Origin of the sequence: Curtobacterium sp. MCLR17_051 (assembly GCF_003234395.1) — a bacterium.
Taxonomy (GTDB): Bacteria; Actinomycetota; Actinomycetes; order Actinomycetales; family Microbacteriaceae; genus Curtobacterium; species Curtobacterium flaccumfaciens.
Genome location: NZ_QKTA01000014.1, coordinates 68,276 through 94,533, shown reverse-complemented (window position 1 = coordinate 94,533; position 26,258 = coordinate 68,276). Strand labels below are relative to the sequence as shown.

At 71.6% G+C, this 26,258-nt stretch carries 26 protein-coding genes; 16 read left to right on the top strand and 10 right to left on the bottom strand.

What is annotated here, in order from left to right:
• Positions 1 to 95 precede the first annotated feature (95 nt).
• Positions 96 to 281 (bottom strand): hypothetical protein, encoded by a 186-nt coding sequence (locus DEJ06_RS12480; RefSeq protein ID WP_027465208.1) that lies wholly within the window; start codon positions 279 to 281, stop codon positions 96 to 98.
• Positions 282 to 322: 41 nt separating this feature from the next.
• On the bottom strand, positions 323 to 1,132 hold the full coding sequence (locus DEJ06_RS12475) for a GAF domain-containing protein (RefSeq protein ID WP_146245856.1): 810 nt from the start codon (positions 1,130 to 1,132) through the stop codon (positions 323 to 325).
• Between the two features lie 113 nt (positions 1,133 to 1,245).
• Here DEJ06_RS12475 and DEJ06_RS12470 point away from each other — a divergent pair, with 113 nt between their 5' ends.
• Positions 1,246 to 2,142: a patatin-like phospholipase family protein gene (locus DEJ06_RS12470; RefSeq protein WP_111039504.1), complete on the top strand. Its 897-nt coding sequence runs from the start codon at positions 1,246 to 1,248 to the stop codon at positions 2,140 to 2,142.
• On the top strand, positions 2,139 to 4,223 hold the full coding sequence (locus DEJ06_RS12465) for an alpha/beta fold hydrolase (protein WP_111039503.1): 2,085 nt from the start codon (positions 2,139 to 2,141) through the stop codon (positions 4,221 to 4,223). The genes DEJ06_RS12470 and DEJ06_RS12465 overlap by 4 nt, the downstream gene beginning before the upstream one ends.
• 39 nt (positions 4,224 to 4,262) lie before the next feature.
• On the opposite strand, the gene DEJ06_RS12460 is transcribed toward DEJ06_RS12465, so the two are convergent.
• Positions 4,263 to 5,444 carry an acyl-CoA dehydrogenase family protein gene (locus DEJ06_RS12460; protein ID WP_111039502.1) on the bottom strand — a complete coding sequence of 394 codons (1,182 nt, stop codon included), beginning with the start codon at positions 5,442 to 5,444 and terminating at the stop codon, positions 4,263 to 4,265.
• Positions 5,445 to 5,503: 59 nt separating this feature from the next.
• Between DEJ06_RS12460 and DEJ06_RS12455 the strand changes: the two genes are divergently transcribed.
• Positions 5,504 to 6,112 (top strand): QsdR family transcriptional regulator, encoded by a 609-nt coding sequence (locus DEJ06_RS12455; protein WP_071247243.1) that lies wholly within the window; start codon positions 5,504 to 5,506, stop codon positions 6,110 to 6,112.
• Positions 6,109 to 6,552 (top strand): thioesterase family protein, encoded by a 444-nt coding sequence (locus tag DEJ06_RS12450; RefSeq protein ID WP_111039501.1) that lies wholly within the window; start codon positions 6,109 to 6,111, stop codon positions 6,550 to 6,552. Before DEJ06_RS12455 ends, DEJ06_RS12450 begins: the two co-directional genes overlap by 4 nt.
• 5 nt (positions 6,553 to 6,557) lie before the next feature.
• Here DEJ06_RS12450 and DEJ06_RS12445 read toward each other — a convergent pair whose 3' ends face one another.
• Both DEJ06_RS12445 and DEJ06_RS12440 read right to left on the bottom strand, forming a co-directional pair.
• The gene (locus DEJ06_RS12445; RefSeq protein WP_071405380.1) at positions 6,558 to 6,998 is read right to left on the bottom strand and encodes a VOC family protein; all 441 of its coding nucleotides are present in this window, start codon (positions 6,996 to 6,998) and stop codon (positions 6,558 to 6,560) included.
• 224 nt (positions 6,999 to 7,222) lie between these two features.
• Complete coding sequence (locus tag DEJ06_RS12440; protein WP_111039500.1) at positions 7,223 to 10,693, bottom strand: proline dehydrogenase family protein; 3,471 nt, start codon at positions 10,691 to 10,693, stop codon at positions 7,223 to 7,225.
• Positions 10,694 to 10,798: 105 nt separating this feature from the next.
• On the opposite strand from DEJ06_RS12440, the gene DEJ06_RS12435 reads away from it, so the two are divergent.
• From DEJ06_RS12435 to DEJ06_RS12415, 4 genes are all read left to right on the top strand, one after another.
• Positions 10,799 to 11,701, top strand: a complete 903-nt coding sequence (locus DEJ06_RS12435) for a LysR substrate-binding domain-containing protein (protein WP_071405378.1) — start codon at positions 10,799 to 10,801, stop codon at positions 11,699 to 11,701.
• A 192-nt stretch (positions 11,702 to 11,893) separates the two neighbouring features.
• Positions 11,894 to 13,753, top strand: coding sequence for a hypothetical protein (locus DEJ06_RS12430; RefSeq protein WP_111039499.1), 1,860 nt, complete (start codon positions 11,894 to 11,896; stop codon positions 13,751 to 13,753).
• A 254-nt stretch (positions 13,754 to 14,007) separates the two neighbouring features.
• The gene (locus DEJ06_RS12420) at positions 14,008 to 15,612 is read left to right on the top strand and encodes a putative Ig domain-containing protein (protein ID WP_111039497.1); all 1,605 of its coding nucleotides are present in this window, start codon (positions 14,008 to 14,010) and stop codon (positions 15,610 to 15,612) included.
• A 141-nt stretch (positions 15,613 to 15,753) separates the two neighbouring features.
• Complete coding sequence (locus tag DEJ06_RS12415) at positions 15,754 to 16,386, top strand: FMN-dependent NADH-azoreductase (protein WP_111039496.1); 633 nt, start codon at positions 15,754 to 15,756, stop codon at positions 16,384 to 16,386.
• A 21-nt stretch (positions 16,387 to 16,407) separates the two neighbouring features.
• Here the strand turns inward: DEJ06_RS12415 and DEJ06_RS12410 are convergent, their stop codons facing one another.
• Positions 16,408 to 17,451 (bottom strand): MBL fold metallo-hydrolase, encoded by a 1,044-nt coding sequence (locus DEJ06_RS12410; protein ID WP_181436838.1) that lies wholly within the window; start codon positions 17,449 to 17,451, stop codon positions 16,408 to 16,410.
• A 157-nt stretch (positions 17,452 to 17,608) separates the two neighbouring features.
• Here DEJ06_RS12410 and DEJ06_RS12405 point away from each other — a divergent pair, with 157 nt between their 5' ends.
• From DEJ06_RS12405 to DEJ06_RS18325, 3 genes are all read left to right on the top strand, one after another.
• Positions 17,609 to 18,652 carry an ATP-dependent DNA ligase gene (locus DEJ06_RS12405; protein WP_071404190.1) on the top strand — a complete coding sequence of 348 codons (1,044 nt, stop codon included), beginning with the start codon at positions 17,609 to 17,611 and terminating at the stop codon, positions 18,650 to 18,652.
• Between the two features lie 143 nt (positions 18,653 to 18,795).
• A complete protein-coding gene (locus tag DEJ06_RS18330; RefSeq protein ID WP_163343780.1) occupies positions 18,796 to 18,957 on the top strand; it encodes a hypothetical protein in 162 nt (53 codons plus the stop codon).
• On the top strand, positions 18,954 to 19,097 hold the full coding sequence (locus tag DEJ06_RS18325) for a hypothetical protein (RefSeq protein ID WP_155896788.1): 144 nt from the start codon (positions 18,954 to 18,956) through the stop codon (positions 19,095 to 19,097). The genes DEJ06_RS18330 and DEJ06_RS18325 overlap by 4 nt, the downstream gene beginning before the upstream one ends.
• A gap of 61 nt (positions 19,098 to 19,158) precedes the next feature.
• Here DEJ06_RS18325 and ligD read toward each other — a convergent pair whose 3' ends face one another.
• Positions 19,159 to 20,181 (bottom strand): non-homologous end-joining DNA ligase, encoded by a 1,023-nt coding sequence (gene ligD, locus DEJ06_RS12400; protein ID WP_111039494.1) that lies wholly within the window; start codon positions 20,179 to 20,181, stop codon positions 19,159 to 19,161.
• A 153-nt stretch (positions 20,182 to 20,334) separates the two neighbouring features.
• Here ligD and DEJ06_RS12395 point away from each other — a divergent pair, with 153 nt between their 5' ends.
• Positions 20,335 to 21,159 (top strand): DUF429 domain-containing protein, encoded by an 825-nt coding sequence (locus tag DEJ06_RS12395; protein ID WP_111039493.1) that lies wholly within the window; start codon positions 20,335 to 20,337, stop codon positions 21,157 to 21,159.
• A 14-nt stretch (positions 21,160 to 21,173) separates the two neighbouring features.
• On the opposite strand, the gene DEJ06_RS18320 is transcribed toward DEJ06_RS12395, so the two are convergent.
• A complete protein-coding gene (locus tag DEJ06_RS18320; RefSeq protein WP_181436837.1) occupies positions 21,174 to 21,653 on the bottom strand; it encodes a Fic family protein in 480 nt (159 codons plus the stop codon).
• Between the two features lie 116 nt (positions 21,654 to 21,769).
• A complete protein-coding gene (locus DEJ06_RS18315; RefSeq protein ID WP_146245006.1) occupies positions 21,770 to 21,961 on the bottom strand; it encodes an antitoxin VbhA family protein in 192 nt (63 codons plus the stop codon).
• Between the two features lie 110 nt (positions 21,962 to 22,071).
• Here DEJ06_RS18315 and DEJ06_RS12385 point away from each other — a divergent pair, with 110 nt between their 5' ends.
• Complete coding sequence (locus DEJ06_RS12385) at positions 22,072 to 23,274, top strand: glycosyltransferase (RefSeq protein WP_111039491.1); 1,203 nt, start codon at positions 22,072 to 22,074, stop codon at positions 23,272 to 23,274.
• A complete protein-coding gene (locus DEJ06_RS12380; RefSeq protein WP_111039490.1) occupies positions 23,271 to 23,882 on the top strand; it encodes a uracil-DNA glycosylase in 612 nt (203 codons plus the stop codon). Before DEJ06_RS12385 ends, DEJ06_RS12380 begins: the two co-directional genes overlap by 4 nt.
• Before the next feature lie 48 nt (positions 23,883 to 23,930).
• Here the strand turns inward: DEJ06_RS12380 and DEJ06_RS12375 are convergent, their stop codons facing one another.
• Positions 23,931 to 24,359, bottom strand: coding sequence for a DUF6892 domain-containing protein (locus tag DEJ06_RS12375; protein WP_052481637.1), 429 nt, complete (start codon positions 24,357 to 24,359; stop codon positions 23,931 to 23,933).
• Positions 24,360 to 24,456: 97 nt separating this feature from the next.
• Between DEJ06_RS12375 and DEJ06_RS12370 the strand changes: the two genes are divergently transcribed.
• Both DEJ06_RS12370 and DEJ06_RS18630 read left to right on the top strand, forming a co-directional pair.
• Complete coding sequence (locus DEJ06_RS12370) at positions 24,457 to 25,911, top strand: APC family permease (protein ID WP_071404196.1); 1,455 nt, start codon at positions 24,457 to 24,459, stop codon at positions 25,909 to 25,911.
• A complete protein-coding gene (locus DEJ06_RS18630) occupies positions 25,911 to 26,039 on the top strand; it encodes a hypothetical protein (protein ID WP_258372488.1) in 129 nt (42 codons plus the stop codon). Before DEJ06_RS12370 ends, DEJ06_RS18630 begins: the two co-directional genes overlap by 1 nt.
• The last annotated feature ends 219 nt before the right edge of the window (positions 26,040 to 26,258 follow it).

Below are 26,258 nucleotides of genomic sequence, written 5' to 3'. Positions count from 1 at the left end.
GCCGGCTCGGGCTCGGGCTCGGGCTCGGGCTCGCAGACGACGAACGGCTCCCACGCATGCGTGGGAGCCGTTCGTCGTGGACGATGCGGGAGGGGTCAGCGACCCAGACGCGCGGCGATCGCTGCGGTGACCCGGAGCCGGGCTGCAACGCGCTCGCGTTCGATGTTGGCGGCGATGACGTCGAGGTCTTCGTAGTCGGCGTCGGTGGTGGTGTCGTTCCAGTTCGGCGAGGAGATCCGGGCACGCCCGAACGACGGCGGAGCAGGGTTCACGGTCGTCATGGGGGCATCGTACGTCGAGCGTCCGACAGAGCGTGTGAGCATCACGGGCCTTTCCTTGGATTGCGGTCGCGCTCGGGGAACGAGTAGGTCAGCGAGAACGCGACGGCCATGAACGACGCCATCATCGCGATGTTCTTGGCGTCGAGTTCGGTGAAGGCGTCGGGGACCGGAGAGTCGACGGTGAGCATGCCGAACGAGTACTGGTCCGACCGGATCACCACCGAGACGTACGAGGTGTACCGCGGCTCGAAGCCCGGCAGGTCCTGGTCGACGTCGACGTCGGCCGAGCGGTCACCGACGATCCGGGGTGATCCGCCGACCAGCACCCACTCGAGGTTGCGGTCGCCGTAGGGCGTGCCGGCGCGGAAGACCCCGGCGGTGTCGCCGGCCCCACCGTGACCGATCGGCTCGAGCGCACGCAGATCGGTGGACAGCTGGTACACGTTGGCGCGGACGTCGGGCACCTTCGGCAGCAGGTAGAACGCCAGAGCCACGGCGACGCGATCGGCGACGACCGTGAGTTCACCGTGGCGCTCGGATCGGGGCAGCTCGGTGAACCGGACGAGTCGGGTGGCGATCTGGCCGAACGCGTACCGGACCGCCGTCGACTGCTCGAGCTCCGCCGCGGTGGCGTTGTCCTCGGCCACCGACCGGGCGGCGTCGCTGCGCCGGGTCCGGACCACCTGCACGGTCACGGCGCCGACGAGCACGACGAGCCCGAACGCGACGAGCGACAGTCGGACCGCCGGCGTGACGAACAGGTTCGGCAGCTGGAACGCCGCGGTGGGCGCAGCAGCCACCACGATCGGCCACACGACGGTGCCGACCCGTCCTGAACGCTGGTTCCCCATGACCACGACGCTAGGTCACGCCACCGACGCGGACGGAGTTGTCCACAGGCGGGTTCTCCACAGGATCCATCGGCCTCCACCGGCCCGTCGCACGCAGCTGGTAAGCAGGACCCATGACCGACGTCAGCACGCCCGTTCCCGGATCCAGAGCCCTCGTCCTCGGCGGCGGAGGTGTCGCCGGCATCGCGTGGGAAGTCGGCGTCCTCGTCGCCCTGCAGGAAGCCGGCGTCGACCTCGACGCCGCCGACCTCGTCGTCGGCACCAGCGCCGGCAGCGTCGTCGGCGCGTTCGTCCGGAACGGTGCCGTCCAGCAGGCCTACGACCAGCAGCACACCCCGGCGCCGACCACCTACCAAGAGCCGGCCCCCATCGACGTCGAGGCCGTGCAGCAGCACATCGGCGCAGCACTGCAGGGTGCGACCGGCGAGCAGGACGCCCGGGCTCGACTCGGTCAGGCCGCCCAGCAGGTCGTCGGCGGGCAGAGCGACGACGAGCGCACGGCGACCTTCGGCGAGACCCTCCCGTCCACCGAGTGGCCGGAGAAGCCGCTCGCCGTCACCGCGGTCGACGCCACCGACGGCACCTTCCGCCTGCTGACGGCAGCCGACGGCGTGCCGCTCCCCCGTGCGGTCGCGGCCAGCTGCTCGGTGCCCTTCGTCTGGACCCCGGTCACCATCGACGGCCGCCCGTACGTCGACGGTGGTGTCCGCTCGGGCACCAACGCCGACGCCGCCGCCGGGTACGAGCGCGTGCTCGTCATCGCCTGCGGCCCCGAGGGCCCGTCCCCGTGCGGGCCGTGGCTCGACGTCGCCGTCGAGGCCCTGCGCGCCGGTGGTTCGTCGGTCGAGGTCGTGGTGGCGGACAGCGCCTCCCAGCAGGCCTTCGGCACGAACTCGCTCTCGCTCGCCACCCAGGCACCGTCGGCCGAGGCCGGCCACGCCCAGGGCACCGCGGTCGCCGAGCAGGTCGCCGCCTTCTGGGCCGAGAACCTGGCGAGCGTGCACGCATGAGCACCCCGTTCTCCGACCTCGACCAGTACGTCGCGCTCCCCCGTGTCGACGGCATCGACATCAGCCCCGACGGCACCCGCGTCGCCCTGACGGTCAGCGCCCTCGACCCGGACGGCACCGGGTACCGCCGGTCGATCTGGCAGGTACCAGCAGCCCCGGCCGAGGACACGGACGCGGACACGGACGCCGCCGCCACACCCGCCGCACGCCCGGTCCGCCTCACGCGCTCCGCCAAGGGCGAGGGCGGCGTCGCCTTCACCCGCACCGGCGACCTGCTCTTCGTCTCCGCCCGGCCCGACGCCGACGCCACCGACCTCGAGACAGCCCAGCTCTGGGTGCTGCCCGCGAACGGTGGCGAGGCCCGTCCGCTCACCCGCCTGGCCGGCGGCGTCGGTGGGGTCCTGGCCACCGCGGCCTCGTCGGACGTCGTGGCGCTGACCGCCGACCTGCTGCCGGGGGCCGGCTCCGACCCCGCGACCGTGCTCGAGGCCGACGCGGAGCTCCGGAAGAGCCGGAAGGACAAGCAGGTCCGCGCGATCCTGCACGAGACCTACCCGGTCCGGTACTGGGACCACGACCTCGGGCCGGCCCAGACGCACGTGCTGACGCTCGACACGGCCGACAGCGACACCGGCAGCGACGCCGTCGGCGCCAGCGCCGAGCCCGTCCAGCCCGTCGACCGCACACCGGCCCCCGGCCGCTCGCTCGACCACGTCGGCGGGGCGCTCACGCCCGACGGTGCGGTCCTGCTGGCCTCCGTCGGCGTCCGGGAGGCCCGTGGGGACCGCTCGACGCTCGTCACCATCGACCTGTCCAGCGGCCACCGCACGGTGCTGTTCGACGACGTCGACGTCGACCACGAGATGCCGGCGCTCAGCCACGACGGCCGGACGATCGCCTGGGTCCGCACCGTCCGCTCCACCCCGGCCGGCGCGAACCAGCAGGAGGTCTGGGTCGCCGGCATCGACGGCTCCGACGCCCGCCGTGTCGCGACCGACTGGGACCGCTGGCCGAGCGAACTCGTGTTCGAGCACGGCGACCGCGCGCTCCTGGCGGTCGCCGACCAGGACGGCCGCGCGCCGGTCTTCCGCATCCCCCTCGACGGCGGCGCCGTCGAGCAGCTGACGCACGACGACTGGGCGTACTCGAGCCTGCGCGTGGCGGCGGCGACGGGCGTGGTCGTGGCGCTCCGGGCCTCCTGGGCGGCCCCGCTGCACCCGGTGCGGATCGCGACGGAAGGCACGGTGACCCCGTTGGCGACGCCGGCGCCCCCGCCGGACGTGCCCGCCCACCTGGAAGAGGTCGAGACGACCGCAGCCGACGGCGCCCGGGTGCGCGGCTGGCTGGTCGTGCCCGAGGGTGAGGGGCCGCACCCGCTCGTCCTGTGGATCCACGGCGGACCGCTCAACTCGTGGAACCAGTGGTCCTGGCGCTGGAACCCGATGCTGCTCGCAGCCCGGGGCTACGCCGTGCTGCTGCCGGACCCAGCGCTCTCGACGGGTTACGGACTCGACTTCGTGAACCGCGGCTGGAACGCCTGGGGGCAGGCGCCGTACACCGACCTGATGGCGATCACCGACGTGGTCGAGGCGCGGGCGGACATCGACGCGACCCGCACCGCCGCGATGGGTGGATCGTTCGGCGGGTACATGGCGAACTGGGTCGCCGGGCACACCGACCGGTTCCGCGCGATCGTCACCCACGCCAGCCTGTGGGCGCTCGACCAGTTCAACGGCACGACGGACTCGTCGCAGTACTGGTCGTCGATCTTCGACGCCGAGGGGATCGCGGCGAACGACCCGCACCGGTTCGTGGCCGACATCACGTCACCGATGCTCGTCATCCACGGCGACAAGGACTACCGGGTGCCGATCGGCGAGGGGCTGCGGCTCTGGTCCGAACTCGCGGAGCACCATGCGGCACCGGACGGCTCGATGCCGCACCGGTTCCTGTACTTCCCGGACGAGAACCACTGGGTGCTCGCTCCGCAGCACGCGGTGGTCTGGTACGAGACGGTGTTCGCGTTCCTCGGGCAGCACGTGCTCGACCAGGAGTGGGAGCGGCCGGCGCTGCTCGGGTAGCGCACCCGCCCGGCGAACCGGGGCGAGCCGGGTGGGCCGCTAGACGAACGCGGCCTGCCCGGTGATCGCCCGCCCGACGATCAGGGTGTTGACCTCGCGCGTGCCCTCGTACGAGTAGATCGCCTCGGCATCGGCGAAGAACCGGGCCACGCCCTTGTCGAGCACGATGCCGTTGCCGCCCTGCACCTCGCGGCACCAGGCGACGGTCTCCCGCATCTTCGCGGTGGCGAACGCCTTGGCCATCGCGGAATGCTCGTCGCCACCGACCCCGGCGTCCTGCATGGCCGAGGCCTGCGTGCACAGTGCGATCGAGGCCGTGATGTTCGACAGCGACTTGACGAGCAGGTCCTGCACGAGCTGGTGGGCGGCGATCGGCTTGCCGAACTGGATCCGCTCGCGGGCGTAGGCCAGCGCGGCCTCGTACGCACCGACCGCGATGCCGACGGCCTGCCAGGCGACCTCGGTGCGGGTCAGTCGGAGCACCTCGGCGGTGGAGCGGAACGACGTCGCGTTCTGCAGCCGGCGCGACTCGGGCACCCGGACGTCCTGCATGACGATGTCGGCGTTCTGCACGCCGCGCAGCGCGATCTTGTCCTCGATCTTCGTCGCGGTGAAGCCCGCGGTGTCGGTGGTGACGAGGAAGCCCTTGACCTGACCGTCGGCGACGTCCTTCGCCCAGATCACGACGACGTCGGCGAAGGTGGCGTTGCCGATCCAGCGCTTCTCGCCGTCGAGCACCCACTCGTCGCCCTCGCGCCGGGCGGTGGTGCGCAGACCCTTCGCGGAGTCGCTGCCCGAGTACGGCTCGGTGAGCCCGAACGCCCCGACGATCTCACCCGCGGCCATACGGGGCAGCCACTCGCGCTGCTGTTCGTCGCTGCCGGCGACCGCGATCGAGTTCATCGCCAGGCCGGACTGCACGCCGATGAAGGTGGCGACGCTCGCGTCCACGCGTCCGAGTTCGAGGGCCGCCCAGCCGCGGTACACGGCCGAGTTCTCGAACTGCCGCACGAGCGGGACGCCGGGCCCGTACATGCCGAGCTCGGCGAGCGGCGCGATCACCTGCATCGGGAACTCGGCGCGCGCCCAGTACTCGTCGGCGATGGGCGCGACCTCGCGCTCGAGGTACTGCCGGAGCTGCCCGAGCGACGCGCGCTCCTGCTCGGTGAGCTGTTGCTGGAAGCCGTAGAAGTCCGATTCGAGCAGGGGCGTCGCGGGCATCGTCGTTGACATGGGAACCACGATGCATCATTCTCGAAAACGTTGCAAGAGAGGATCGCGTGTACACATCAGACTCTGCGCTGCGCGCCTTCCGGGAGGCCCGTCACACCTTCATCGCCGGCTCACGGATCGACATGGGGGCGTTGGCTGCCGCACTCGGCGTCGACCGCACGTCGCTGTTCCGCTGGGTCGGCAACCGTGACCGGTTGCTGTCCGAGATCCTGTGGTCCCTCGCAGTCCCGACCCTCGACGGAGCCACCCACGCCGCCGACGAGATCGGGGCGACCGGAGCAGCCCGGCTCGTCGTCGTGCTCGACCGGTTCACCGCCGACCTGATCGACGCCCCGTACTTCCGGGCGTTCCTGACGCGCGAACCCGCTCGGGCGATGCGTCTGCTCACCACCTCGGACAGCGACGTGCAGAGCCGCTTCGTCGCCCGGGTGACCGCTCTCATCGAGCAGCAGGAGTCGTCCGGTACGTTCGATCCGGCACCGTTGTCGGCTGAGGAGCTCGCACGGCTGCTCGTCCGGATCTCCGAGTCGTTCACCTACGCCGAGTTCATCTCCGGTGAGACCCCTGATCCCGACCGGGCCCGTGCGGCGTTCGAGTACGTCCTGCGGCCCGACGCGGTGCACGCCACACCCGCACCACCGATCGGAGACCGATGACCATCGACGAGTACCCGTTCCGCCGCTCCTACCCCACCCGGTGGAACGACAACGACATGTTCGGGCACGTCAACAACACGATCTACTACTCGGCGATGGACAACGCGTCGACGTACTGGTTCCGCGAGGCCGCCGGGCTCGACCCGTTCTCGTCGGAGTGGATCGCCGTGCTGGTGTCGTCGAGCTGCCGGTTCGTCGAGTCCGCCGTCTGGCCGGACGTCATCGAGGTCGGGATGCGCTCGAAGCACCTCGGCACCACGAGCCTTTCGTGGGAGTTCGGCCTGTTCCGGCAGTCCGACGGCGCCCTGCTCGCCACCGGTGAGTTCGTGCACGTCATCATCGACCGCGAGGGCGCCCGCCGACCGATCCCCCTGCCCGCCGAGCTCCGCGAGCTCGTGACCGGCTCGATGGTCGCGCAGCAGCCCGCCGTCGCCGACTGACGACCTCAGCCCTTGAGGGCTGCCAGCTCGAGGTTGATGTCGTCGGGGTCCTGCACGGACAGGATCACCATGCCGGCGTCGCCGAGGTCGGTGACCTCGCCGTGCTCGACACCCGCGGCATCGAGTCGGGCGGCCGCCTCGTGCAGCTCGTCGACCGAACCCACGACGAAGCTCACGTGGTCGAGGCCGACGGTGTCCGGATCGAACGTCTGCCCTGCGGGAGCGACCGGACGGAGTCCGAACACCTGGTCACCGAGCCGGAACACCGATCCGCCGTAGAAACGCTCGCGATCCTCGCGGACACCCGGCTCGTCGACCTGGTCGCTGAAGTCGATCGCCGGATCCGTGCCGAGCAGCAGCTGGTAGAAGGCCTTGCTCCGGTGGATGTCGGTCACGGTGACACGGACGTGGGCCAGGGCGGTCGGGCGTGCGAACGGCTCGGTCATGGTGGAGCTCCTCGTAGGTTGCGCGCCGTGGTTGCGACGCGCACCCGAGGCAACGCTCGGTCCCTCCGAAGCACCCGAGGCCGTGCGGCGACCGGACAGCCCCGTGGACCACGTTCCGCACGCCGCACAACCGAAGCGCCCCCGAACCACGCGATCGCGCGGTTCGGGGGCACTTCGGTCGTGCAAGCGGCGCTGGACCCGAACGCCAGCGCCGCAGTCCGGGGTCAGATCAGGTCGTCGGTCAGGTGGTTCGGCGTGCCGAAGCGGTGCGCCGTGATGGACACCGCCTGCTCGCGGACGAACGGCAGGATCTCGAGCCGCCCGGCCTCGGTCACCGGGCCGCCGTACACCGCGACGTCCGGGCGACCACCGACGGCCGAGTACAGCGCCGAGGTGTCGCCGCCGATGAGCCGCACCCGGGTCGACGGACCCGAGGCGACCGAGCTCGCGAAGGCCGCGTCGGACACCATCTGCGACAGCGAACGGACGATCGGCAGCGAACGGATCGCCGCGGCGACGGACGACGGCAGCGTCGCGGCCGTGGAGACCTCGATCGTCGTGCCGGCACGGAGCGCAGCGGCGACGACGCGGACGAGCTCGATCACCGAGGCGTCAGCGTCCGCGTCGGCGACCGCGGCCAGGCGCACCTGCACCGACGGGAACGGCAGGTACCGGGCGATGTTCCGCTCGGCGGAGAGCGCCGAGACGTCGGTCGCGGTGCCGAACAGCGTCGACCACGCCTGCTCGTCGGACGCCAGCGCACGGTCGAGCACCGGCGAAGCGACCTCGGCAGCCCGGGCGAAAGCACTGACCGGGGCGGAGGGAACAGCTGACGCGGTCGCCGCAGCCGGCGTCCACGACCCGAGCCCGAGCAGGTAGTTCCGCCCACCGGCCTTCGTGCCGGCGCCGACCGCCGACTTCTTCCAGCCGCCGAACGGCTGACGCCGGACGATGGCGCCCGTGATGCCGCGGTTGACGTAGAGGTTGCCCGCCTGGATCCGCGACAGCCACGTGCCGATCTCGGCCGGGTCGAGCGAGTGCAGGCCCGAGGTCAGGCCGTAGTCGACCTCGTTCACGATGTCGATCGCCTCGTCGAGCGAGTCCGCGGTCATCATGCCGAGGATCGGGCCGAAGTACTCGGTGCGGTGGAACTCCGAGCCGCGGCGGACGCCCTGTCGGACACCCGGGCTCCAGAGCTTGCCGGTCTCGTCGAGCTGCTTCGGCTCGACGGCCCAGGACTCCCCCGCGCCGAGCTTCGTCAGGCCGTCGAGCAGCTTGCCCGAGGCCGGCTCGATGACGGGACCCATCTGCGTCGCGGCGTCGGTCGGGTACCCCACCGTGAGCGAGGCCACCGCGTCGAGCAGCTGGTTCCGGAAGCGCTTCGACTTCGCGACCGAGCCCACCATGACGACGAGGGACGCGGCCGAGCACTTCTGGCCGGCGTGCCCGAACGCGGACGCGACGACGTCCTTCACGGCGAGGTCGAGGTCGGACGACGGCGTGACGATCACGGCGTTCTTGCCCGAGGTCTCGGCGAGCAGCGGCAGGTCGGGGCGGAACGAGCGGAACAGCTCGGCCGTCTCGTACGCACCGGTGAGGATGACCTGGTCGACCATCGGCGACGCGATGAGCTGCTGCCCGAGGTCGTTCTCCGACACCTGCAGGAACGCGAGCACGTCGGCCGGGGCCCCATGGGCGTCGAGCGCGGTCTCGATGATCGAGGCGAGCACGGCGCCGGAGCGCTCGGCGGGCGGCGCGGGCTTCAGGACGACGGCGGACCCGGCCGCCAGCGCGGCGAGGGTCGATCCGGCGGGGATCGCGACGGGGAAGTTCCACGGCGGCGCGACCAGGGTGAGCGCTGCGGGCGTGAAGCTCGCACCGTCGACGTCGTCGAGCGAGGACGCCAGGGTGCCGTAGAAGTGCGCGAAGTCGATCGCCTCGGACACCTCGGGGTCGGCCTGGTCGATGGTCTTGCCGGTCTCCGACGCCATGACCTCGATGAGGGCGGCGCGGTTCGCCTCGAGTGCGTCGCCGACGGCGTGCAGCACGGCACCACGCGCACCACCGGACCAGGTCCCCCAGACCGCACCCGCGGCCTTGGCACGACCGAGCGCGGAGTCGAGCGCCGTGGCGGAGTCGACCCGGGCCTCCTGGACGGCGCGGACGCCGAGCGTCGACGAGGCGACCCGTGCGGTGATGGCGTCGCCCCAGGCGCGGACGGCGCCGACCGAGGGGTCGCTGTCCGGGGTGTTCTCGAAGTGGCCGGGGCCGGGGCGGCCGACGGCGGCGTACCGGTCGGCGACACGGTGGGAGGCCGGCGCTTCGAGACCCTCGGGCGTCGCGAGCGGCACCAGGGACGCGCGGAAGCGCTCCTCTTCACGGGCGAACAGCGGCGGCGAGGACACCAGCGAGAAGACCGCGGACATGAAGTTGTCCTGCGAGGCGCCCTCTTCGAGGCGACGGATCAGGTAGGCGATCGCGACGTCGAACTCGCCCGGGTGCACGACCGGCGTGTAGAGCAGGAGCGAACCGACGGTGTTCTTCACGGCCGACGCCTGACCCTGCGCCATGCCGAGCAGCATCTCGAACTCGATGCCGTCCCGCACGCCGCGCTCACCGGCGAGCAGCCAGGCGTGGGCGACGTCGAACAGGTTGTGCCCGGCGACACCGACGCGGACGTTCTCGACGCGCGATGGGGTGAGCGCCCAGTCGAGCACGCGCTTGTAGTTGGTGTCCGAGTCCTGCTTGGTGTGCCAGGTGGCGAGCGGCCAGCCGTGCACCGAGGCCTCGACCTGCTCCATCGGCAGGTTCGCGCCCTTCACCAGACGGACCTTGATGCCGGCACCACCACGAGCGCGGCGGGCGGCGGACCACTCCTGCAGCTCCTGCATCGCGGCGAGCGCGTCGGGCAGGTACGCCTGCAGCACGATGCCGGCTTCGAGGCCGAGGAACTCGGGCTCGTCGAGGAGCTTCGTGAAGACCGCGATGGTGAGGTCGAGGTCCTTGTACTCCTCCATGTCGAGGTTGATGAACTTGGCCGGGGTGGCGGCTGCGGCGCGCTGGAAGAGCGGTCGGAGCTGTTCGACGATGTCGTCCACCGCGTGGCCGAACGCCCACGGCGAGTGCGGGTGCACGGTCGAGGACACCTTGATGGAGACGTAGTCGACGTCGTCGCGGGCCAGGAGCTTGTGCGTGCCCTCGAGTCGGCGGGCGGCTTCGCGCTCCCCCAGGACGGCTTCGCCGAGCAGGTTGACGTTGAGGCGGACGCCGTCGCGCTTGATGCCGGCGATGGCCGGGCCGAGCTTGGAGTCGGTGGCGTCGACGATCAGGTGGCCGACCATGTTCCGGAGGACCCGTCGGGCGATGGGCACGACGACGTTCGGCAGCACCGGGGCCATGCCGCCGCCGAGCCGGACGAGTCCGCGGAGCGCGGCGGGCAGGAACCCCGGGGCATCGGGGGCGATCTGGCGGAGCTTGCGGGCGGCGACGGCGAGGTCTTCCGGTCGCACGACCCCGTCGACGAACCCGACGGCGAAGTCGAGTCCGGCGGGGTCGGCGAGCACGCCGGCGAGCTGCTTCGCCGAGCCGTCGACCGGGTAGGTCTCGGCCTCGGCGAGCCACTGTCGGACGAGCGCGACGGACTGGTCCGCCAGGGCGTCGTGGTCGATGGCGGAGTCCTCGTGCAGCGTCGTCATGGGTTCAGTGTGGAGGTCGGGGATGCGGTAGCGGAAGTGAGCGTTCCTGATGGATACCGTTCAGTCTCGCTACCGTTCCGGTCCTGATCCGGCTAGCGTCGGACCATGCTCGACGTCCGCCGTCTCGTGCTCCTCCGTGAGCTGTCCATCCGCGGCACGATCGCGGCCGTCGCCGAGGCCGTGAACTTCACCCCGTCGGCGGTCTCGCAGCAGCTGAGTGCCCTGGAGCGGGAGGCCGGCGTGCAGCTCCTGCGCAAGGCCGGGCGTCGGCTCCAGCTCACCCCGCAGGCCGAGGTACTGGTCGCTGCGGCGGGCCAGGTGCTCGACGTCCTCGAGCACGCGCAGTCACAGGTCGAGGAGACCCTGTCGTCCGTGCAGGGCCGCGTCCGGGTCGCCGTGTTCCAGTCCGCGGCTCTCGCCCTGATGCCGAGCGCCCTGCACGAGATGGCCACGGAACATCCCGACGTCCGGGTCGAGATGGTCCAGCGGGAACCGGAGACCGCACTGAACGAGACGTGGGCTCGTGACTTCGACATGGTCATCGCCGAGCAGTACCCGGCCCACGCCGCTCCGCACCTGCCCGGGCTCGACCGCTCCGACCTGACGACCGACGCCGTCCGGCTCGCCCTGCCCCCGCTCGACACGGCCCTGCGCCCGGTGTCGTCGCTCGAGGACGCCCGCACCATGCCCTGGGTGATGGAACCCCGCGGCACCGCGTCGCGGCACTTCGCGGAGCAGGTCTGTCGGCGCTGGGGCTTCGAGCCCGACGTCCGGTACGAGACCGCGGACCTGCAGACGCAGATCCGTCTGGTCGAGTCGGGCAACGCGGTGAGCCTGATGCCGGACCTGATGTGGACCGGTCGGACGACGACCTGTCGGCTGCTCGAGCTGCCGGAGGGGCCCCGACGCACGATCTTCACCGTGGTGCGGTCCGCGGGGTCGTCGTCCCCGGCGGTCCGCGCACTCCGTGATGCGCTCGAGCGCGCGGCGGCGGCCGTCGGCGACTGATCCGCCGGCGCGCACGCCATCCGGCGCACTCCAGCCGGCAGGCACGCCATCCAGCGCGCACGCTATCCAGCGCGCACCATCCAGCGCCGTGACCGGATCGAGACCTGGGCATCCGTCAGGATCTCGTTGACGCAGACATCTCCTGGATGAGGGCACCTCCCGGTGCCCCGACCGGCATCCGAGGGGGATCCCATGAACCAGCCCTGCACCTCCACCACACGACGGGTCGCTGCCATCGGCGCAGCCGTCGCCATCGTCACCGCGTCGTCGGCGTTCGGCATCGGCGCCGCGACCGCCGTCGCGGCCGAGCCCACGACCGCCACGAGCACGGCGACACCCGGTACGCCGGCCGAGCCCGCCGCGCCCATCACGCCCGCCGCGCCCGTCACGACGGTCGACACCGCCGAGCAGCCGGGAGGCCCGTCCACCGACCCGACGCCGACTGCGGTCCCGGAAACGGCGGCACCAGAGCCCACGGCACCCGCCGCACCGGCGACACCTGCGGCGCCTGCGGCACCCGCGGCACCCGCGGCCGACGACGGCAGCGACCTCGCCTTCACGGAACCGTCGACCGCCGAGGACCCGATCGAGCTCACCGCCACCAGCGGCACGCCCTTCACACGCACCTTCGAGACCACCGGCGGCGACGGCACCGTCGGCTACGCCATCCAGGACGCCCCGTCCTCCGACTACTGGGTCAACGTCGACACCGGTGTCCTGAGCGGCGACCCGAAGGAGGCCGGGACCTTCCGGTTCCAGGTCGTCGCCCTGAGCGGCTCGACCGAGATCACGCAGTACGTCGAGCTGACGGTCGCACCCGGTGACCCCGTGGGCGTGACGTTCGGCGTCGCCACCCCCGACTACAACGGGCTGTGGCAGGTCGAGACCGACGGCACGATCTGGGAACAGGCAGCCGGTCAGGGCCGGGTCCGCATCGTGCCGAGCATCCCCGTCGCCGAGGGCACCCCCCTCACGCTCGCCGGGCTCGCGGTCGACGCGTACGGCAACCGGACCACGCCGGGTCCGGACTACCCCCGGTCGACCGTCACGAGCACGGACGACTCCGACTCGGCGGTGTGGAACGACGGGGACTCCTCGAACACCGTGACCTTCGGCGGCACCGGCACCCGGACCGTGACGGTCTCCGAAGGGGGCGTCTCCACGTCGTTCGAGGTCGTCGTCGGCGCCGAGGACACCGACGAGCCCGCCGCCCCGGACACCATCACGTTCACCGAGCCCTCGACGCCCGAGTCACCCATCCGCATCGAGACCACCGCGGGCGAGCAGATCGAGCGCACCTTCACCGCGACGGGGTCGTCGACGGAGCTGCACTACGTCCTGCTGACCGGCCCGACGGCGTTCCCCGTCCCGGGCAACGAACACCCGATCGCACCACTCGGCCTCGCCGTCGGTGACACGAGCGGGGTCCTGAGCGGTGCCCCGACGGTGGCTGGCGAGTACGACTTCCAGGTCATGGCGATGAACGGGTCCCGCGCTGCCACCCAGTACGTCCACCTGTCCATCCGTCCCGCCGCGACGGAGGAACTCAGCCTGCTCGTCGGCACGATCGGGTCGCCGAAGGGGTGGCTCCGCGACGCCGAGGGCCTGCGCGAGATCTTCGCGGAGAGCCCGAAGTCGATCCCGGTCGACGCCGTCCCGGTGGCCCAGGGGGCGACGATGGTCGTCCGGGTGACGGCCCTCGACGCGTTCGGGAACAGCACGAAGGAGTCCGACGGCGCGCAGCCCGTCGTGACGAGCAGCGTGGCCAGCGACGAAGTGACGATGCCGTACGGCGAGTGGGAGCCCCGCGTCGGGTTCCCGCACGCCTCGCCGCACACCATCACGGTCGCCCTCGGTGACGTCTCGACCACGTTCGACGTGGACGTGCGGCCGTCGGTCGCGACCGTCGGCGACACGACCCCGACGGCCGGCGGCGGTGGGCACCTCGCCTACACGGGCGCTGACGCCTCCGGGCCGCTCGCGTGGGCGCTGGGCCTGCTCGCCGCCGGCGGCGGTCTGCTGGTCCACCGGCTGCGTCGCCGTCGCGCCTGAGACGCGACCCCGCAACGGACGGGAGGCGCGGTGCGGGCCCGCACCGCGCCTCCCGTCCGTCGTTCCGAACCCACAGGGCGCGCCGCGCGTGCGGGGGTCCGGCGGTTTCCCGCACGCACCCCCAACCCGGGTCACATTCCGGTGAATCGTCACAGCCCGGCAACGTCATCCCGCTACGATCCGAGAACGCCGACATTCTCGGCAAATTCACATGATCTGGGCGATGAGCCCGGACCGAATCCCTGGGGGATCCCGTGCACCGCAGCACCTCCACCGTCCGTCGCGCCTGCGCCGTCGGCACCACCGTCGCCCTGGTCGGCCTGACCACCGGCCTCGGCATCATGACCGCGACGGCCGCCAACGCCGAGACGCTCGACACCACGCAGCCGATCGTGGCCGCCGAGACGCCCGCTCCGGTCGTCTCCGACGAGACGCCCACGCCGACGGACCCGCCCGTCGAGACCGCGCCCGAGACCCCGGCTCCGGTCGAGGAAGCCCCGGCGCCCACCCCCGAGTCCACCGAGCCCGCCGCGCCGGAGACCACCGCGCCGGCCGCCACCGAGGCTCCGAAGCCGACCGAGACCCCGAAGCCGGACGTCACGGCCAAGGCCGCCGACGCCACCGTCACCATCGAGGGCACGGCCAAGGTCGGCACCCGACTCGTCGCCGTCGTCACCGGCTTCGACGACGAGGCGGGGTACAAGTACTCCTGGACCGACCAGGACGGCAACGTCCTGTCGAAGGCCGCGAGCTACGTCGTCGACCCGACCGACGTCCGCAAGACCATCACGGTCGCCGTCACGGGCACGCTGCCCGGCGCGACCGAGACCTCCACGGTCGAGTCCGAGGCCACCGCCGCCGTGACGCAGACCCCGGCGTTCCTCGGTGAGGACGGCCAGCCCACCAAGGCCGGTGCCACGCAGGACAGCCCGCTCGAGCTGAGCACCGCCGCCGGTGACGCCTTCTCGCACACCTTCCGCGCGCAGGGCTTCCCGGAGCCGAAGTACAGCCTCGCCTGGTTCGACGAGGACGACGCCGAGTACGCCGAGGAGTTCCCGGAGGACGAGATGTCCCCCGCGGACCAGCTCCCCTACGGTCTGACCTTCGACGCCTCGACCGGTGAGCTCAGTGGCGTCACCACCGAGGCGTGGGACTGGACCTTCGCCGTCACGGCGACCAGCGGCACCGAGACGACCACGCAGTACGTTTCGCTCAACGTCGAGGCCGGTGCGCCGCTCGGCCTGTTCGTCTACACGACCGATCGCGCCGGAGCCTTCGACTTCGACGAGAACGACACCAAGAAGCGCACCACGTGGATCATCGACCCGGACGGCAAGGTCTACACCGTCATCACGCAGGGTGACGGCGACGGTGGCCAGGTCGGCACCGAGGTCGACGGCGGTCGTCCCACGATCAAGCAGGGTGGGACGCTCATCGTGACCGGCACGGTCGTCGATCGGTTCGGCAACGAGGTCCTGGGCGAGGACGACGAGTCGATCACGCCCACCGTGACGTCGGACGTCTCGACCGACGTCATCGCCGCAGACCCCGAGATCGGTGAGTTCGGCTTCATCGGCGTCACGTTCCCGCACGCCTCGATCCACAACCTCACGGTCGCCGCCGGCGATTTCGCCACCTCGTTCGCCGTGGACGTCCAGCCGACCGCGGTCGCCGGTATCGCCGACCCGACCCCGGTCGCGCCGGCAGCGGCCCCGGTCGCCCCGGTCAACACCGGCGGCCAGCTCGCCTACACCGGTTCGGACACCACCGACGCGCTGCCGTGGGCCCTGGGCCTGCTCGTCGCCGGTGCCGGCCTCATCGGCGCCCGCTTCGCGCGTCGTCGTCGCGCCCAGCGCTGACACCCTGAGACGTCTCCCGTCCGTCGCGTGCCCGCGCGGTGGACGGGAGGCCCGTGACGGCCCCGCCTGCTCCTCCACCGGAGCAGGCGGGGCCGTTTCGCATCCGCGCCCGGCCGGGTCCGCGCCGGTAGCGTTGGCGACATGCCCACGCTGCTGCACATCGACTCCTCGGCCGACCTGTCCCACTCCCGCTCGCGCGCACTGACCGCGGCCTTCGCCGACGCCTGGCGCGCCCGGGGCCCGGAGTACACCGTCGTCCGACGGGACCTGCACGTCGACCAGCTCCCCCACCTGGAGAGCTCGGCGCTGCACTGGGCCGCCGCCGACCGCACCGCCGAGGAGACCGTCGCGCCCGAGGCCGACGCACTGCGGCAAGAGGTCATCGACGAGCTCCTGGCCGCCGACGTCGTCGTGGTGGGTGCGCCGCTGTACAACTACACGGTGCCGTCGACCCTGAAGGCCTGGATCGACCGCATCCACGTGCCCGGCATCCTGACCGGCGGCGTGCAGCCCCTGGCCGGACGACCCGTCGTGACCGTGGTGAGCCGCGGCGCGACCTACGACGCCGGCACCCCGACCGAGGGCTGGGACCATGGTTCCCCCGTCCTGCACATCGTGCTCGGCACCGCGCTCGGCATGAAGCTGTACCCGATCACCGTCAGCGCGACCCTGGCCGACCGGCTGCCGGACCTCGCACCGCTGGCCGACCACGCCGCCGCGGAGTTCGCCGACGCGAAGACGACGATCGAGCGCCTGGCGACGACACTCGGCTGACCCGCGCGGCTGCGGCGCTCCTCAGACGGGTTGCACCTCGTCGGCCCGCCCGAGCAGCTCCGCGTGGAAGGCCGTCTGCGTCAGCGCGCTCGCGAGCAGGAACCCGGTCATCGACTCGATCCCGCCGCTGAAGGGCACCCGGGCGGCGACCTCGAACAGCGTCGGATGGTCCAGCGCATCGAGGGCCGCGGCGACGTGGCGTGAGCGTTCCTCCCGGTGCCGGGCCAGGGTCTGCGCGCGGGTGACGACGTCCCGGAACCGGTACTCGTGGCCCGGGCAGACCTCGAGGTCGGCGTACGGGTCGAGCCGCGCGAGGGACGCCAGGTAGTCGCCGAGCGGGTTCGTCCCGGTCCGGCCGCCGAGCCCGATGCCGGAGTTGATCCGCGGCAGCACGTGGTCGCCGGAGAACAGCAGCCCGTCGGCCTCGTCGAGGAAGCACACGTGCCCGCTCGTGTGCCCCGGGGTCCACAGCGTGCGGATCGTCCGACCGGGGATCGGCAGCAGGTCGCCGTCCCCGAGCAGCACGTCGGCGTACGGCGACTCGATCCGGCCCATCCCGATCCGGCGTCCGCTGCCCCAGGCCTCGACGGCCCCGGCCCGCAGGTGTTCCGGCAGCCCCCACGTCGCGATGTCGGCGTCGTTCCGCTCGGCGTCGGCGCGTTCCCGTTCGAGCGCACGGACCTCGAGGCCGTGCATCGCCACACGTGCACCCGTCGCCCGGCGGATGGCCGCCGCGGCACCCAGGTGGTCGGCGTGCAGGTGCGTCACGGCCACGAGCGACACGTCGTCCAGGGTCCGTCCGATCGCGGCGAGCCCGTCCCGCAGCTCGGCGAGCCCGCCGTCGGCCGACCACCCGGGGTCGATCACCGCGAGCGAGCCGTCCGCCCCCTCGACGACGTACACGAGGGTCGCGTCGGGCACCCCGAACCGGAACGGCACCGCGAGGGTCCAGATGCCCGGCCGGACCTGCTCGACGGTTGGCAGGACGCCGTCGCGGAGCGCGGCGGCCTGCACGGGGCTGATCGGTTCCGGGGCCGGCGCTGCCGGTGGGGGCACGGTCGTCACGCCGGCCACCCTACCGACGCTGGCCGACCTGCCCGGGGTGATCCGGGCCTCCCGGCCGCGCATCGTGAGCAGAAGGTGTCGGGTGCGGGTACTGGACCCGACCATTCCTGCTCACGAAGTGCGCAGCCCCGCCACCGCGCGCGAGTAGACAGGACCCATGGAGATCGCACCGATGCTCGCCAAGGCCGTCGCCACCGTCCCCGATCCGGACAGCACGAAGGGCGGGCTGCGGTACGAGCCGAAGTGGGACGGCTTCCGCGGCATCGTGACCATCGACGGTGACGACGTCGAGATCGGCAGCCGCGGGGCCAAGCCGCTCACCCGGTACTTCCCCGAGCTCGTCGAGGCCTTCCGCGCCCAGTTCGGCGGCCGCGACCACCCGGTCGTCCTGGACGGCGAGGTGATCCTGCGTTCCGGTGAGCCCGGTGCCGAGCGCCTCGACTGGGAGGCCCTGTCACAGCGCATCCACCCGGCGGCTTCGCGGATCGCCAAGCTCAGCGTCGAGACGCCGGCGCAGTTCGTGGCCTTCGACCTGCTGGCGGTGGACGGCGAGGAGCTGGTGGACCGCCCCTTCGACGAGCGTCGCGAGCGCCTGGAGCAGCTCGGCGACGCGATGACCGACCCGCTCTTCGTCACCCGCACCACGCTCGACGTCGAGCAGGCGCGTGAATGGCTCACGACCTTCGAGGGCGCCGGGCTCGACGGCGTCGTCGCGAAGCCCCGAGCGCGGCCGTACGAACCGAACAAGCGCTCGATGCTCAAGATCAAGCACCACCGCACCGCCGACGTCGTCGCCATCGGCTACCGCGTGCACAAGAGCGGCTCCGGCGTCGGGTCGCTGCTCGTCGGGCTGTACGACGCGGACGGCGAGCTCCGCCAGGTCGGCGGCGTCTCCGCCTTCTCCGACAAGCGGCGGGCCGCGTTGATCGACGAGCTCGAGCCCGTCGTGCTCCGCGATGCGGACGGGAGGCCCGTCACCGGTGACGGGGAACGGTCGCGGTTCTCGTCGGGTCGCGACACGTCGTTCGTCCGGCTGGCGCCGGAGCTGGTGCTCGAGGTCCGGTACGACCAGATGGAGGGCGACCGGTTCCGGCACACCGTGCAGTTCGAGCGGTGGCGGCCCGACCGTGACGCGACGTCGTGCGGGTTCGAGCAGCTCGAGGTGCCGAGTGCGTACGACCTGAACGACGTGCTGTCCTGACGACGGAACGCACTGCGGTGTCCGTTTGTCGCTGTTCTGTCACGTTCGGGGAAAAGTAGTTAGCCGAACTAGCGAAGCCGTGCCAGGATGATCTCAGCAGCACGAGGCGTCCAGTTCGGACGCCCGGATCGGAGCGGATCGACATGAGCACCAGCACGCTTGTCCGCCACCCTCGGCGGAGCCCCTTCACAGAAGTCCGAGAGGCACGGCGCCAGCGCGTCCTGCAGCTCAGCGCGGTCATCAGCGCCATCGCCGGCGTGACCGCCACGGCGCTCGCACTCGTCACGGTCGGACTCGGCTCGTGATCGTCGACGGCATCACCGACGTGCACCGCGGCACCTGGTCGCGGCTCACCCGCCTGCACACCGCCAGCATCGGGCTGCCGACGCACACCACGCGCGTCGAGGACCCGGACCGTCAGCGGGACGTCTCCTCCGCAGCCTGAGGCTCGGCCGCGGCTGTTCGGCATTCGGCCGCCGGTTGCTCGGCCGCTCGGCCGCTCGGGCTCAGCTCGGCTTCTTCGCTCGTGAGGGCTGCACGCGCGGCGGCTCCCCCGGCATCTTCGGGAAGTCCGGCGGGAACGGCAGCTCACCCTCGCCGTTCGCCAGGTCCCGCTCCCACCACTCGAGCAGCGGCGCGATGCTGCCCGGCTGCTCCCCCATCGACTCCCACGGGTCGCCCGTGGTCCGCAGCCGCTCCGGCACCGTGCGGATCGTGAAGGTCGTCGGGTCCGCGGTGCGCAGTTCGTCCCACCCGATCGGCGTCGACACCGATGCGTGCGCCAGAGCTCGGGGGCTGTAGGCACCGGCCATCGTGCGGTCGCGGTTCGCCTGGTTGAAGTCGACGAAGATCCGCTGCCCCCGCTCCTCCTTCCACCACGCCGTCGTGACCTGGTCGGGCATCCGGCGTTCGAGCTCGCGCGCCGCAGCGATCACTGCATGCCGCACCTCGAGGAACTCGTGCTCGGGGCGGATCGGTGCGAACACGTGCAGGCCACGGTTGCCGCTCGTCTTGATCCAGGTGGTCAGGCCGACCTCGTCGAGGACCTTCCGCAGTTCCTCGGCCACCGGCACCGTGTCGCCGAAGTCGGTGCCGGGCTGCGGGTCGAGGTCGATGCGGAGCTGGTCCGGGTGGTCGCTGTCCTCGGCACGAGAGGCCCACGGGTGGAACACCACCGTGTTCATCTGTGCGGCCCACACCGCCACGGCCGGCTCGTCGATCACGAGCTGCGGGTGCGACCGGGCACTCGGGTAGGTCACCGTCACCGAGCGGACGTAGTCGGGCGCCCCCTTGGGCGGGTTCTTCGAGAAGAACTGCTCACCGTCGACGCCGCCGGGGAACCGCTGCAGCGAGATCGGCCGGTCGCCGTTCGCCCGGACGAAGGCGTCGCCCACCGTGACGAGGTACTCCGCCAGGTCGAGCTTCGTGATGCCCGCCTCGGGCCAGAGCACCCGCGAGGGGCTGCTGATCCGGACCTCGCGGTCACCGTCGGGCCCCGGCACCCGCACCGTCGTCGCTTCGCTCGCCATGCAGCGGACCGTACACGCGTGGCGGCCGCCCGCCCGCAGCCGGGACCGCTCTTCCTCCCGCAAGACACCGGTGTTCCCTGGTCGAACACGCGCACGCCGGTGTTCAGCGCGCGGACACCGGTGTCTTGCGGGCAGGGTCGGCAGGATGGGCGGGTGAACGCGTACCTCGGCATCGACCTGGCGTGGGGGCTCGGCTCCGAGCGGAAGGCCGCGAACGAGACCGGGCTGATCGCGATGGGCCAGGACGGCACGATCACCGACGCCGGGTGGGCCCGCGGGGTCGACGCCGTCACCGACTGGATCGCCGAGCACCTCGGGCCACGATCCCTGATCGCCGTGGACGCCTCGCTCGTCGTGACGAACCCGACGGGCATCCGCGAATCCGAGCGGCAGGTCGGGCAGCGCTACGGCCGGTGGAAGGTCGCGGCGAACCCGACGAACCAGGCATCGGCAGCGAGCGCCGGCTCGGCGTTGCTCGACCGGCTTACCGAGCTGGGCGTCGACTACGTCTCCGACACGGACGCCATGCGGGCACGGACCGGTCCAGCGATGTTCGAGTGCTACCCGCACACGACGCTGGTGGGGGTGGAGGAACTCGGCTACGACGTCGAACGCCCCCGCTACAAGCGACTCGACCTGCGGATCCCCGCCGCCGAGGCGCGTGCCCGTCGCGCCGAGGCGTTCGACGAACTGGTCCGGCGGCTGCGCGAGACCCTGCTCGACCCGCCGCTGCTGCTGGACTCGCACCCGCTGACGCAGCGGCTCGCCGACCCGTCGGTGCTGCACGGTCCGACGCACAAGCACCGCGAGGACCTGCTCGACGGGGCCCTGTGCGCGTGGACGGCGGCGTTCTGGGAGCGACACGGCGACGACCGCGTGCAGATCCTGGGAGGCGATCCGGCCCTCCCGTCCGACCCGCTGGACGAGGCGGGCCGCCGGCCCGTCGTGGTGGCGCCCGCACGCCCGTCGCAGCGCTGACGGCGCGAGGAGGATCAGATCTCGCCCGCTGCTGCCGCCGTGCAGATCACCTTCGTGGGGAGTTCGCGAAGGGGTTGCAAGTCACCGAGCATCGACCGGCGGGCGGCGTGATGGTTCTCATTCGTCGTGACCCTCCGCCAGTCGAGCACGACACCGCGCTCGGCCGCGTACTCGCGCCAGAACTCCCGCTGGGTTCGCCCGTTGCCCTCCATGAAGGGATGGATGTAGTTGAGCGTCGCGAACTGTTCGGTCAAGAAGTCCAGAGGACGCTCCGGCATCCGGGGCGAAGCGAGCTCATCGTCCAGTCGGGCCATCCGTACGGGGATCAGTTCAGGCGCCAGGAACGGTTCGTCAGGGTTCTTCGCGATGCCGTCGAGCCGGTACTCACCTGCCCAGACGTAGACGTCCTGGAAGAGATGGGCGTGGATACGGCGCACCCGTTCCGATGGCAGGAGCCCCGCGAGTCCGGGAACCTCACCGAGCAGGAGGTCCAACTCTCGGTCCTGCACCTCGGGGACCTCGAGTTCCGCGAGTTGATCACGGCTCGTGGCCCCGAACTTGTTGCGGAGGACGTACTGGTCGTCGTAGTACCCGCCGTCGGGTCGAGGACTCACCGACGGTGCGCGAAAGCCCGGAGCTCCTCGCGACTGATCTCGCCCTTCGCGAAGCGGTCCATGTACCGGATCCACTCGGGGTTGTCCTTGAAGCCTTCGAGTCGCCCGGAGTGGATCACCGCAGCGACGGCGCGCGTCCGCTTGACGCGCTCCGAGCCGGAGACGGTCCGAACCATTCGCTTGGGCATGCACCAATGCTACGCCGGGGCGCGCACGTGTTCCAGACCCGCCAGGACGGCCCGTCGTGGTGGCACCCGCACGCCCGTCGCAGCGGAGGCCGCGCGGCTAGGGTTGAGCGGTGAGCACGACGACCGAACCCCTGCACATCGGGCTGGTGTCGCTGCACACCTCCCCCGGAGACGAACCCGGTTCGGGCGAGGTCGGCGGCATGAACGTCGTCGTCCGGCACCAGGCCGAGGCACTGGCCGACCTGGGCCACCACGTGGACATCATCACGCGCCGGTCCGCCCCGACGCAGCCGGACTCGGTGTCGCTCGTGCCGGGCGTGTGCCTGCGGTTCCTGTCCGCGGGGCCGGCTGAGCCGGTGCCGAAGGGCGAGCACGACGCGTTCATCGAACCGTTCCGCCACGAGCTGGAGCAGCTCGGGCCGTTCGACGTCCTGCACTCGCACCACTGGTTCTCCGGCGCCGCCGCGCTGCCCGTCGCCCGCGAGCGCGGCATCCCCCACGTGCAGTCGTTCCACTCCATCGCCGCCGACCCGGCCACACCGCTGTCCGAGGGCGAACGTCCCGAGTCCGCCGGCCGCATCGCCGGCGAGGAACTGCTCGCGCGCGAGTCGGACGCCGTCGTCGTGGTGTCCGAGGCCGAAGCGTCGACCGTGCGCACCCGGCTCGGCGGCGACGACGCCCGCATTTGGATCGTGCCACCGGGGGTCGACGGGTCCGTCTTCCGCCCCGCCGCGGTCGGTGCGCGCCGCGCCGCCACCCCCTACGTCGTCGCAGCGGCGCGCGTGCAGCCGCTCAAGGGCCTGGACCTGGCGATCGAGGCGATCGCGGACATCAGCCTGGAGGCCCGCCCCACCCTGGTCATCGCGGGCGACGTCTCGAGTGAGGCAGGCGACTACGTGGACGAACTGCGTCGGCTCGCCGACGCGCGGGGCATCGCCGACCACGTCACCTTCATCGGGCCGCAGTCGCGTGCCGACCTGGCGTTCCTGTTCCGTGGCGCGGCAGCCGTGCTCGTGCCGTCCCACTCCGAGACGTACGGGCTCGTCGCGCTCGAGGGCTCCGCTTCCGGGGTGCCGGTCGTGGCCGCGGCTGCCGGGGGCCTGCGTGAGGCCGTGGTCGACGGGGAGACGGGCGTCGTGCTCGAGTCCCGTGACCCGCAGGAGTGGGCGGACGAGATCGAGCGGATCCTGACGGATGCGCCGTACGCTGCCGGGCTCGCCGCTGCGGGCCGGGAGCACGCGGAGCGCCTCAGCTGGGAGCGGTCGGCCGCGGGGCTCGAGGACGTCTACCGCCGGGTGCTCGGGCGCTCGTGAGCGGGACGGGTGGCCGGTTCGCCGCGTTCTGGGCGGCGCTCGACGCGGTGCCCGTCGAGTCGGACGCCGAGGCGCTCTACGACGTCGGATCGCCCGAGGGACGACTCCGGCGAGCGAACCTGACGCGGTACATGGAGCAGTCCGGGCCGGGGGCTGACACGTTGCTCGTGGCCGAGGCACCGGGGTGGCGCGGCATGACGAACACGGGTGTGCCGTTCACGAGCATGCGCGAGCTCGGACCCGAGTACGTCGCGCCACCGGAGCCCACGGCACCGTGGGAGGCCTCGTCGCGCGTCGTGCACGCTGCGCTGGAGGGCTGGCGCGGTGCGCTCCCCGTCGCGTGGGCGATCTTCCCGCACCACCCCTTCGTGGCACCGGACCGGCTGACGAACCGAACCCCCAGACCCGCCGAGGTCCGCTCGGGCGCGCCCGTCGCCCTCGCGCTGCTGGAGGCCCTCGGCGGCGTGGACCGTGTCCGGGTGGTCGCCGTCGGTCGGAAGGCGCAGGGAGCGCTCGCCCTGGCCGGCATCGAGGCGACCGCCGTTAGGCACCCGGCGCAGGGCGGCGCGAACCAGTTCACCGAAGAGCTGCGGGCGCTGGACGGCTAGCCGTCGGTCCGCCCGGTCCGTCCCGGTCGAGTCCCGGTCGCGTCCCGCTCAGGCGGAGCGGACCTCGACGCCCTTGGTCGCGAGCCGCTCGGCGACGTGGGCGGGCAGTGGTGCGGCGGCGTACACGGTGCGGAGTTCCGGCAGGTCGAGCAGGTCGTCCCAGTTCTGCGGGTCGAAGCGGTCGTCCGAGCCGTCCCAGCCGGGGTGGACGTCCTGCAGCACCTCGAGGTCGGAGTCCACGGTGATCTCGGTGACGAGCGACAGGTGCGACGGCAGCAGGTCGAGGTCGTCGTAGTACTCGCGCGCCCGGTCGTCCTGCCCGTCGACGTCGAGGTCCTCGTCGGTCTCGTCCTCGGCGTCCGGGTCGTAGGGGTCGAGGACGTCGAGGTCGTAGCAGAGGACGTCGAGCACCAGGAGCTTCGCGTTGAAGTCCGCGAACTCGATGGGCTCCTCGGTGGTGTTCGACTGCTGGTCCATGGCCGGAGCGTATCCGTCGCCGAGGGACCGTGTTGCGATCGCGAGAAACCTTCCTGTGGGACTGGACAGAAAGGCATCCAGCGCGCAAGGGTGACGCATGGCCACCACCAAGACGGACCGCCCACAGCAGGAGCAGCACGAGCTCCGCCGGGTCATCGGTCCCAAGCTCCTGCTGCTCTTCATCGTCGGCGACATCCTCGGCACGGGTGTCTACGCGCTCACCGGCCAGGTCGCGGCCGAGGTCGGCGGGGCAGCGTGGCTCCCCTTCCTCATCGCGTTCGCGGTCGCGCTGCTGACGGCCTTCTCGTACCTCGAACTCGTGACGAAGTACCCCCAGACCGCCGGTGCCGCGCTCTACGTGCACAAGGCGTTCGGCATCCACTTCGTCACCTTCATCGTGACGTTCATCGTGATGTGTTCCGGGATCACGTCGGCGTCGACGGCATCGCGGGCGTTCGCGGCGAACCTCGGCGCCGGGTTCGGCATCGAGCTGCCGAACGGCGTGGTGATGCTCATCGCGATGGGCTTCATGCTCGCGGTGATGTTCATCAACTTCCGCGGGGTGAGCGAGAGCGTCAAGACGAACGTCGTGCTGACCCTCGTCGAGCTGTCCGGTCTCGTCATGGTGATCCTGATCGGGTTCTGGGCGATCGCGGGCGGCAACGCGGACTTCTCGCGGGTCGTGATGTTCGAGACGCCGGAGGACAAGTCCCTGCTGCTGTCGATCAGCACCGCGACGTCGCTGGCGTTCTTCGCGATGGTCGGGTTCGAGGACTCGGTCAACATGGCCGAGGAGACCAAGGACCCCTCGCGCATCTTCCCGAAGATCATGCTCACCGGCCTCGGCATCACCGCCGTTATCTACGTGCTCGTGTCGATCTGCGCCGTGGCCGTGGTGCCGATCGGTGAGCTGGCCGGCAACGAGACCCCGCTCGTCACCGTCGTGCAGACCGCCGCGCCGGACTTCCCGATCGCCGACCTGCTGCCCTTCATCTCGATGTTCGCCGTCGCCAACACCGCCCTGATCAACATGATGATGGCGTCGCGCCTGCTCTACGGTATGAGCAAGCAGGGTGTGCTGCCGGGCTTCCTGTCCCGCATCTCCCCCGCCCGTCGCACCCCGTCGACCGCGATCGTCTTCACCACGCTCATCTCGCTGCTGCTGATCGGGTGGGTCTCGCTCGACCCGGACTCCCCCATCGTCGTCGTCCTCGGTGGCACCACCTCGCTGTTGCTGCTGACGGTGTTCGCGGTCGTGAACGTGACCGTGCTCGTGCTGCGCCGCGACAAGGTCGACCACAAGCACTTCCGCGCGGGCGTCATCATCCCGGTCATCGGCATCATCACGTGCCTGTGGCTCGTCCTGCCGTTCTCGTCCGGTCGTGACCCGCAGCAGTACCAGATCGCCGGCGCGCTGCTGGCCCTGGGCGTGCTGCTCTGGATCCTGACCTGGTTCACCCACGGACGGAAGCAGGCCGAGAAGGCCCCGACCGGACTCGTGACGGAGCCGACGAAGGTGCAGCGCCCGCCGCACGACCACCGCGACGTCTGATGGACGCGACCAGTGTCATCTGGACCGTCGTCATCGCGGTGATCGCCGCGCTGTCGCTGTCCGCCGGAGGCTGGCGCCTGCGTCGGGGTCGCGGTCGCGGTCGACAGGACGGTCGACGCGAGCGCTGACCGCCGTGCATGAGCGACCCGTGACGGTTCTGGTTCGCGAAGCCCCCGCTTCGTGAACCAGAACCGTCACTCGTTGCCGGGGAGGCACCTTCCCCGCGGCGAGCAACCCGCGGCGAACCCCGAACGCCGAACGCTGAACGCCGAACCCCCAACGGGCGATCACGGCGGGCCGCCGCAGGCTTCCCAGGAGGCGCCCGTACGCTCGTGCTGCTCTTCCCG

Coding starts and splice junctions, on each gene's coding strand:
- DEJ06_RS12470 (WP_111039504.1), top strand. CDS start 1,246: ATGACCGACGTCAGCACGCCCGTTCCCGGATCCAGAGCCCTCGTCCTC.
- ligD (WP_111039494.1), bottom strand. CDS start 20,181: ATGGCGAGCGAAGCGACGACGGTGCGGGTGCCGGGGCCCGACGGTGAC.
- DEJ06_RS12370 (WP_071404196.1), top strand. CDS start 24,457: ATGGCCACCACCAAGACGGACCGCCCACAGCAGGAGCAGCACGAGCTC.
- DEJ06_RS12435 (WP_071405378.1), top strand. CDS start 10,799: ATGCTCGACGTCCGCCGTCTCGTGCTCCTCCGTGAGCTGTCCATCCGC.
- DEJ06_RS18315 (WP_146245006.1), bottom strand. CDS start 21,961: ATGCCCAAGCGAATGGTTCGGACCGTCTCCGGCTCGGAGCGCGTCAAG.
- DEJ06_RS12460 (WP_111039502.1), bottom strand. CDS start 5,444: ATGCCCGCGACGCCCCTGCTCGAATCGGACTTCTACGGCTTCCAGCAA.
- DEJ06_RS18330 (WP_163343780.1), top strand. CDS start 18,796: ATGAGCACCAGCACGCTTGTCCGCCACCCTCGGCGGAGCCCCTTCACA.
- DEJ06_RS12440 (WP_111039500.1), bottom strand. CDS start 10,693: ATGACGACGCTGCACGAGGACTCCGCCATCGACCACGACGCCCTGGCG.
- DEJ06_RS12480 (WP_027465208.1), bottom strand. CDS start 281: ATGACGACCGTGAACCCTGCTCCGCCGTCGTTCGGGCGTGCCCGGATC.
- DEJ06_RS18630 (WP_258372488.1), top strand. CDS start 25,911: ATGGACGCGACCAGTGTCATCTGGACCGTCGTCATCGCGGTGATCGCC.
- DEJ06_RS12430 (WP_111039499.1), top strand. CDS start 11,894: ATGAACCAGCCCTGCACCTCCACCACACGACGGGTCGCTGCCATCGGC.
- DEJ06_RS12450 (WP_111039501.1), top strand. CDS start 6,109: ATGACCATCGACGAGTACCCGTTCCGCCGCTCCTACCCCACCCGGTGG.
- DEJ06_RS12475 (WP_146245856.1), bottom strand. CDS start 1,132: ATGGGGAACCAGCGTTCAGGACGGGTCGGCACCGTCGTGTGGCCGATC.
- DEJ06_RS12465 (WP_111039503.1), top strand. CDS start 2,139: ATGAGCACCCCGTTCTCCGACCTCGACCAGTACGTCGCGCTCCCCCGT.
- DEJ06_RS12375 (WP_052481637.1), bottom strand. CDS start 24,359: ATGGACCAGCAGTCGAACACCACCGAGGAGCCCATCGAGTTCGCGGAC.
- DEJ06_RS12445 (WP_071405380.1), bottom strand. CDS start 6,998: ATGACCGAGCCGTTCGCACGCCCGACCGCCCTGGCCCACGTCCGTGTC.
- DEJ06_RS12405 (WP_071404190.1), top strand. CDS start 17,609: ATGGAGATCGCACCGATGCTCGCCAAGGCCGTCGCCACCGTCCCCGAT.
- DEJ06_RS12415 (WP_111039496.1), top strand. CDS start 15,754: ATGCCCACGCTGCTGCACATCGACTCCTCGGCCGACCTGTCCCACTCC.